Origin of the sequence: Daejeonella sp., assembly GCF_037719425.1 — a bacterium.
Lineage (GTDB): Bacteria > Bacteroidota > Bacteroidia > Sphingobacteriales > Sphingobacteriaceae > Daejeonella.
Window position 1 is genome coordinate 1 of the sequence record NZ_JBBJNI010000175.1, and the last position, 7,946, is coordinate 7,946.

General features: G+C 42.1%; 5 protein-coding genes. 3 read left to right on the forward strand and 2 right to left on the reverse strand.

Features of this window, described 5'->3' with window-relative positions:
* Together WKF69_RS17340 and WKF69_RS17345 are read right to left on the reverse strand one after the other, a co-directional pair.
* Positions 1–518 (reverse strand): glycosyltransferase (locus WKF69_RS17340; RefSeq protein WP_340383486.1); only part of this gene is annotated, 518 nt, incomplete at its 3' end.
* A gap of 154 nt (positions 519–672) precedes the next feature.
* Positions 673–2,034, reverse strand: coding sequence for a peptide MFS transporter (locus WKF69_RS17345; protein WP_340383487.1), 1,362 nt, complete (start codon positions 2,032–2,034; stop codon positions 673–675).
* 157 nt (positions 2,035–2,191) lie between these two features.
* Between WKF69_RS17345 and WKF69_RS17350 the strand changes: the two genes are divergently transcribed.
* The 3 genes from WKF69_RS17350 to WKF69_RS17360 form a co-directional block, all read left to right on the forward strand.
* Complete coding sequence (locus WKF69_RS17350; RefSeq protein ID WP_340383488.1) at positions 2,192–3,442, forward strand: DUF819 family protein; 1,251 nt, start codon at positions 2,192–2,194, stop codon at positions 3,440–3,442.
* A 711-nt stretch (positions 3,443–4,153) separates the two neighbouring features.
* Positions 4,154–5,530, forward strand: a complete 1,377-nt coding sequence (locus WKF69_RS17355; protein WP_340383489.1) for a DUF4861 family protein — start codon at positions 4,154–4,156, stop codon at positions 5,528–5,530.
* 21 nt (positions 5,531–5,551) lie between these two features.
* Positions 5,552–7,946: DUF4962 domain-containing protein (locus tag WKF69_RS17360; protein WP_340383490.1), on the forward strand; the 2,395-nt coding region annotated here is incomplete at its 3' end.

The window sequence follows — 7,946 nt, forward strand, 5'->3', positions numbered from 1 at the left end:
ATAGTTTCCAAAACAATGCATTTGTAGCATTTAAAGCCGGCGGTTGCATCCTGGATATTAATACCGGTTACAAGTCTTACATAAACCGAAGCGAAATAAGACATTAATACCCTGCTCATTGGCCAGTTCACGACATTTACACCTTTGATATACCTGGAGCCAATAGCCAGGTCTGCACCCTCAACGCAAGCCATTTTAAGACGTATAAGGTCAGCAGGATTGTGTGAAAAATCGGCGTCCATTTCAAAGATATACTCGTAACCGCGCTTAAGGACCCATTTGAATCCTTCGATATAAGCGGTGCCTAGTCCAAGTTTCCCCTTTCGCTCAAGAATATGAAGTAAGCCATCATATTCAGTCTGAAGATGTTTTACGATTTCGGCAGTGCCATCCGGTGATCCGTCATCAACGATTAGAACTTGAAAGACATCGGTCATAGAAAACACTTTACGAATAATGTTCTCGATGTTTTCTTTCTCGTTGTAGGTAGGAATTATGACAATACTATCTGACGTCACGAACTAAGGTTTTGAGAGTCGAATATAGTGGTTATCCTTAATACGAGAACGGTTGCGCCGTAACTTTTACTCCTTTATGTGAATGTGATCAGTAATCGATAGTCAGTATAGAGCGATCGGTAACCGATTACCGATTACTGATCACCGATTACTTTTATGCTGTGGCTGTTTTGCCCATAGTTTTCTCAGAGAAGTCTTCTGCACCATGTGTAAGCCTTTTCAATGGTTTTCTAATTGCAATTACCAGTCCTGCTATTACTGTACAGAAAATAGCAATGCCCGTAAAGATCTCCAATTCCCCGGCTGTTTGTGACCATACGCCAACCCAGGCTGCAACGTAGTTCCCAAGGCCTGTTGCCGCAAAATACACACCCATCATGATCGAAGCGTATTTAAGCGGTGCAAGCTTAGTGATGAAGGAAAGTGCCACCGGAGATGCACACAACTCTCCAATAGTATGGAATAGGTAGGCAAGTACTAACCAGTACATTGCTGACGAGCCATTAGCCTGATATTCCATAGAAGCTGCTGACATGAAAAGAAACCCCCAGCCCATGATAAGCACGCCCATCGCGATCTTAAATATGGATGAAGCCTCTTTACCTTTTTGTTTCCAGTTGTACCAGAACGCGGCAACCGGTATTCCTAAGGTTATAATAAAGAACGAATTTACGGACTGGAACCATGTTGCAGGCACAGTGAAGTTTAAAAAGCTAATGACACGGTCGGTTTTCTCAGACGCGTATAGATTCATTAATCCACCTGCTTGTTCGAATGCTCCCCAGAAAACAATAATCATCAGAAAGGAAAGCAGCATTACCATTACCCGGTCCTTTTCGATACTTGTTAACGGTTTGTCCATAACGGCTTGATCTGCCTGCGAAAGAGATTTAGTAGCTTCACCAACTCCCTTTAAGTCTTTACTTCCTAAAATAAAGATGATGAGTCCGATAAGCATTCCCAGACCAGCAAGGCCAAATCCATAATGCCAGCCCATTGTTTCACCAACATATCCGATAATTATCCCGGCAAGGAAAGCTCCAACGTTTATACCAATATAAAAAATGGTGAAGCCTTTATCTCTTCTGTCATCACCTTTTGGATAAAGACCGCCGACCATAGTAGAAATATTAGGTTTTAAACAGCCTACGCCTGCGATGATAAGCCCCAGACCGATGTAAAAGGCCGTTATATTCTGAACAGCAAGAATGCTATGCCCGATTACCAGCAGCACTCCGCCCACAATTACAGCTTTTTTCTGGCCAATATATTTATCAGCAAGAATACCGCCGGGGATCGATGATAAGTAAACTAAAAAAGTGTAGATACCATATAGTTTTAACGCTTCGGTGCTTGTCCATCCATACCCTGGGTTTTCCCCGTTTACCGTTGAAACGAGAAAGAGCACCAAAAGTGCCCTCATTCCGTAATAACTAAACCTTTCCCACATTTCCGTAAGAAAAAGAATGTACAATCCACGCGGATGTCCGAAAAGCTGTTTTTGCTGAATTTCCATATTAAGTTTTAGTAATCTCCGTATGGGGAGCTGTTTATTTGGTTAGCTGCTTCAATACTTCCTATTAAGTTTAAACAGAAGTAAAAAGTTCAATTATAATTAAATTTTGTCTAAAATTGGTGTTTTAACAGATATGCTGATAACTTAATTTTAATTAATGACAGTTCAAACTCCTTTGATCATTAATGATGCCGTTGTATTAGGATTGTTAATGAGTATTTTAGGACTCGTTTTCTGGTCTGCCGAAAGCAAGATCCCTTTTTTCAAAAAATTCTATAATGTCATCCCTCCGATACTACTCTGTTACTTCCTGCCGGGCTTGTTAAACTCGTTTGGGGTAATTTCCGGTGAAACGTCATCTCTATATACAATTTCATCACGGTATTTGTTGCCGGCCAGTTTAGTTTTATTTACACTAAGTCTTGACCTGAAGGAAATATGGAAGTTACGTAAAAAGGCAGGACTAATGTTTTTAACGTCCACGATCAGTATTTTACTGGGCGGACCAATAGCTGTCCTGCTGATCTCCATCTTTGCGCCGGATATAGTGGGAGGTGTGGGACCAGATGCAGTATGGCGTGGCCTCGCTACGGTAGCGGGCACCTGGATAGGAGGAGCGGCTAATCAGGCTGCCATGTTTGAGATTTTTAAACCCAGTGCCGAACTCTTTTCTGCTATGGTTACACTTGATGTAGTGATTTCTTACACCTGGATGGCTCTTTTACTATATGGGGCCACTCAAACTGTTAGAATAAACAAATGGCTCAAGGCCGATGATAGCTCGGTTACAGAGATCAAAGAAAAAATAGAGGCTTACCAGCTTTCAACGATGCGTATCCCATCAACATCTGATATCGTTTTGATCCTTGCTGTAGCTTTCGGAGTAACCGGCCTTGCACACCTTGGCGCTGACAATATCGCTCCCTGGGTTACCTCAAATGCGCCATATTTGAGTAAGTTCAGTTTAACATCCGGCTTTTTCTGGATAGTGATCATCGCAACCACCATAGGTATGTTCTTGTCTTTTACCAAAGTCCGGAACCTGGAAGCTGCAGGAGCATCACGGTTGGGAAGTGTGTTGCTTTATGTCCTGATCACTACGATAGGTATGCAGATGAACATCATGGCTATTTTCTCAAACCCGGGAATCCTGCTTGTAGGTGTTGTCTGGATGATGATCCACGCAATTATCGTTATCATTGTAGCCAAGCTGACAAAAACCCCATTTTTCTTCCTCGCAGTAAGCAGTATGTCTAACATCGGCGGACCAGCATCTGCACCTGTTGTGGCAAGCGCATTTCACCCTTCACTAGCGCCAGTAGGAGTACTGCTGGCAGTTTTTGGATATGTTGTGGGAACTTATGGGGCTTATATTTGTGGGTTGCTAATGCAAGCGGTCGCACCATAGTGATAAAATACTTCGCGCCCTCCGGTTTACTCATCCACATACCCAGCACTCCCTTTCTGCAGCCGCTATCAGTATGGATGACTAAGTAATTGCATTTGTTGCTCACCCTTCCATGACGAATTCGAACTGGGTACCATCCATCCATCAATTCATGGGTCAAATAGATGGGGTCCAGCAGCCTGGACTATCCTTCTGCAATGCGATCCGGAACGTGGCAGGTAACGGTAGCAACGGTGTTCTCTAAACTTCCTCTACACATCTTCTGGACCTGTGCCTTAATATCCCGGTGTCCATCCCAGGCGGGTCTAAAATATTCGAAGATTCGATGAATTATTGGTTATAAAAAATAGTCATAAATAGTGCATGACAGTACATGACGGTTGAATATTGTATGTTATTTAGATTTATCAAATGGCGTTAATCTTATAGACGCCCGGCGATTGGCTCGGAAACTCATTCGATCAGAAAGTCTATAAATTATCAATCGGTGACGATCGAGATTGGATTACAAAATTAAATTGAAGACGTATTAAAATAATAATAATGAACACGAAAATTTATTTTAGAACAGGGCAACTAGCTTTCTTATTAATGGCGGGAATGCTTAGCAATTGAGCGAAAATACTTTACGAAAACTCGAAAAAATTATTAGAGCTTTAACTCTTCTCAATAAATCTGCTTTAGGCAATGATTCTTAAAATAATTTGAATAATGAAAACAACAATTCTTAAAATAAAAAAGATAACGACCCTGATTGCAATGCTAATCTTGTTCTTTAATTCAGTACAAGCCCAGCGCGAGGGAGGATGGTACACAGAAGGTACAGATTTCGCTCCTGTTCAACGGATTCGTATTACTTTGACAAATCCTTTATCCATTCCGCTGAACGATTATCCTGTGATTGTTAATAGGAGCCAGTTGCCATTTCAAAATATTCCCGAACGCTGGATTGCGGTCGTTGATCCGAAGCTTCCGTCAAAGAAAGAGCCATCACCAGAAGAATTAAAAGCTAGAAGCGGATACCTGCGGCGAATGGAAACTAACGGACATTATCTCGATGTCCAGGTGGATGATCTTGATAAGAATGGCATATGGGATGAGATGTTTTTCCTTGCGAATCTCGCACCTAAAGAAAGCAGGAATTATTATATATATATCGGAAAGTACGAAAGAGGAACTACCAGACAGCTGGTGCATGGTGCGATATCATCTCAAGGACGGCATTTGGTACCGTTCATTGAATCTGAGGACATTGGCTGGAAGCTATGGTATCCGCATGACCTAGATCTTCATGGCAAAAGAGAGCCTATGCTAACCCTTTATTATGAATATTCTACTGCCACTTCCGGTTACTTTTTACCAGCAGAATATGGCTCTGATATAATGACGGTAGCACAGACTTTTGGCGCCGGAGGAATGTGCCTTTTCGAAAATTCAAAGGATCCCGCAAGTATTGTTCGTGCATTCCATTCCCCGAACAAGGATAAAGGGCCTTTTAACGACAGCCGCTTTTCGTATGATGTAGTATATAACGGACCATTACGCAGTATGATAAAAGTAACTACAACGAACTGGAACTCGGGTCGGGGATTTTACGAACTTGAACAATACTATTCGGTGGTGGCTCGCAAAAGCTGGTGCAAAGTCGAGGTAAAATTTAATACATTCCTGCCGCCCGGCTCTGATGCCCATTTTGGAGCTGGAATTCGGCGGCTTACTAATGAGTATACATCCGTTATTAAAAAAGGCATCACTATCTCCATGGGAAAAAATATTGAAGCCAGAATCCCGGATGAAGATATCGGTGGCGAAGCTTTGATGGTACCCTGGCAAGGACTTGGCCTGGTCGTTAAGGAAAAATTAAAACCTGAATATTTAAAAATTGACAGCTATGGAGGGAATCACCTGTTAAAGTTGCCGACGACGCCAAATTTGACCTATGAGTATCTTGTATTTGCCGGATGGAGCTTTGGAAAGGTAAATAATAATGAAGCTGCTTTCGTGAAATATGTGGAATCCGAAGCTCTCAAATACAACAATCCACTAGTTATTGAAATCGGGCACCTTGAATCAAAAGTGAATAACTAATTAGGCAATAACTGTTAGCCAATGTATAAGATTATATTTATTTTTCTTCTTTTTGCTCTCTCGACGTCAATGAATGTTGTAAATGGTCAGGAGTCCGATATTAAAGTTCCTTATTTACTTCACGATGATTTCGAAACAGGCGAACTGTTTGGTTGGGAACCGTATCCTTATGCACAAGACATCGGAAGCCACAGACTTTTCTATGCTCAAAAATCGCCAAGTTTCAATGGAAGCAAGTATTCACTTGCCACCCTGTATCCTGCGAATGATGCTGTCGAACTCTATAACGGTTTTACCAAGCGCCTCAATTTTTGGACATCGCCAGATTCGAGGGTACGATTTGCAGTTTATTTTCAGGGTGACCGTAGCCCGGAAACACTCGAGCTTTCTTTAGGGTCCTTCGACGGTAAAAGATACCTGCATACAATCCTAAAGCCGCAGCCTAATGAATGGATAGAAATCGACATTCCTCTTAAAGACTTTCAAACAATGGGACAATCACTTAATGCAAATGAACATATACAGGTGGTCACCATTAAAGCCAATTATTCTTCTGTTTACTGGCTGAATACATACACGATCTTTCTGGACGACTTTCGTATTAACGGAGTTAGAGATCGCCGTTTTACTACCAGCGAACCAGTGTCCACCTATTTTGAAATGTTTGATTCAGCAATTTTAAATAAACATTTCTTCTACGGGGATGACATTGGTTTGCAAGCAGCTATAGAGGGTGATTTTGACCTAAGCAAGGTCACGGGTTCGCTTGTTGATAGTCGGGGCCGCACTGTAAGAAACAATATTCCATTTACTCGTCAGGCCGACAAGTGGATTAACAAATCGATTTACAAATTGGGTCCTCAGGATCCGCGCGGACAATGGGAGATCAAAATGAGCGGTCAGGACCATAAGGGTAACAGTATGCAGACCATTTTCACCTTTCTAGTGCCCGGAAATCAGATAACAAGTTATCCTCGCCTATTTTTCTCTGCGGATGAGGTAAGGAAAAGATTAGCAAATGAAAAATCATCGGTCGCGAAACGTATTTATGAGCTTGCTAAAGCTAACGTCGCTTTCATGAAGGTTGATGTTAATGCTATACAGGAAGGAAAAGACAGAACCGCAGAAAATCTTGTTGGAGGCCCGTACGCCAAAAATACTGTGGGTTTTAATGCCTTTGGAGAATGGATTAATCCTAATGATGCATTGGCCGATGTGATTAGTCAGGGCAGTCTTCACTACGCATTCACAGGCGATCCGAACTCCGGAGAAAAGGCCAAGCAAGCTTTGCTAAAGCTTTCATCCTTTTCTAAATGGAACAATGAATGGATGATTCAACGAAAATTTTGGAGCTATTATCCTGTAGGTTATTTGGTTACGTCAGTGGCTTATGGTTACGACATGCTTCACAATTTACTAACAGAAAAGGAAAAAAAGTTAGTACGGAATGCGTTGATGGAGAAAGGACTTAAACATTTTCACAGAGATATGGTGGAAATGAACAGGATGCCATCAAATAATTCTAACCACATTGCCGTGCTAGTATCCGGTGCAGTGCTGGCTGCAACCGTTATGTATGGTGAGGAACCCGATAACCCGTATGTGGAACCTTATCTTTCCGGTATTTTAATTAAAGCTAAAACTTTCATGGATCGTACCTATTATTCGGATGGAAGTTACGGCGAGCCAAAAAGTGGATATATGAATATGGCAAGCAGAGCCATGGTTGAATTATTTGCTACTGTAGAAAGGAACTTTGGTATTGATTATTCAACAACGACAAATGTGAAAGATTTTTATAAATACCCGCTTCATGCAATTCATTCAAACGGTACCTTCCAGGATTTTGGCGATGGCAACAGTAGTTTTAAAGGCTTCAACGAAATTCATTCAGAATGGTTCGTACATCGCACGGGAAATCCGTTTCTTTATCAATACATTAAGCCATATTGGGAAGCGGGCAACGGCGGATTTATGGGCTACCTCTGGTTTCGCGATAATATTATTCCCGCCCCCCGCGAAACACTTCCAAGTTCGAAAATATTCAGTGCTTCAGGCATGGTGATGCGTTCCGGATGGGATGATGAATCCAGCATAATCAGTACGAGAGTTGGACCTAATTCGAACCACTACCACTACGATCAGGGCAGTTTCCAGATCATGACAAACGGCGAAGCTTTGTTAAGCGACCCTGGAGCTGGCGGGTATTATGCGAATCTTGAATATCTCGCTTACAACGTTCAGGCAATTGCACACAACGTTATGTTAGTCGATCACGATCCCGAAAGTCAGGCGCCCGCACACTACGATAACGGTATTGCGTCGTTGCGGGACTGGCCACGGGTTTTACATTCTTTTACGGGTAAGAATAATGATGCTCTGGAAAGTGACTTGGCAACGGTTTATAAAGGAAAGC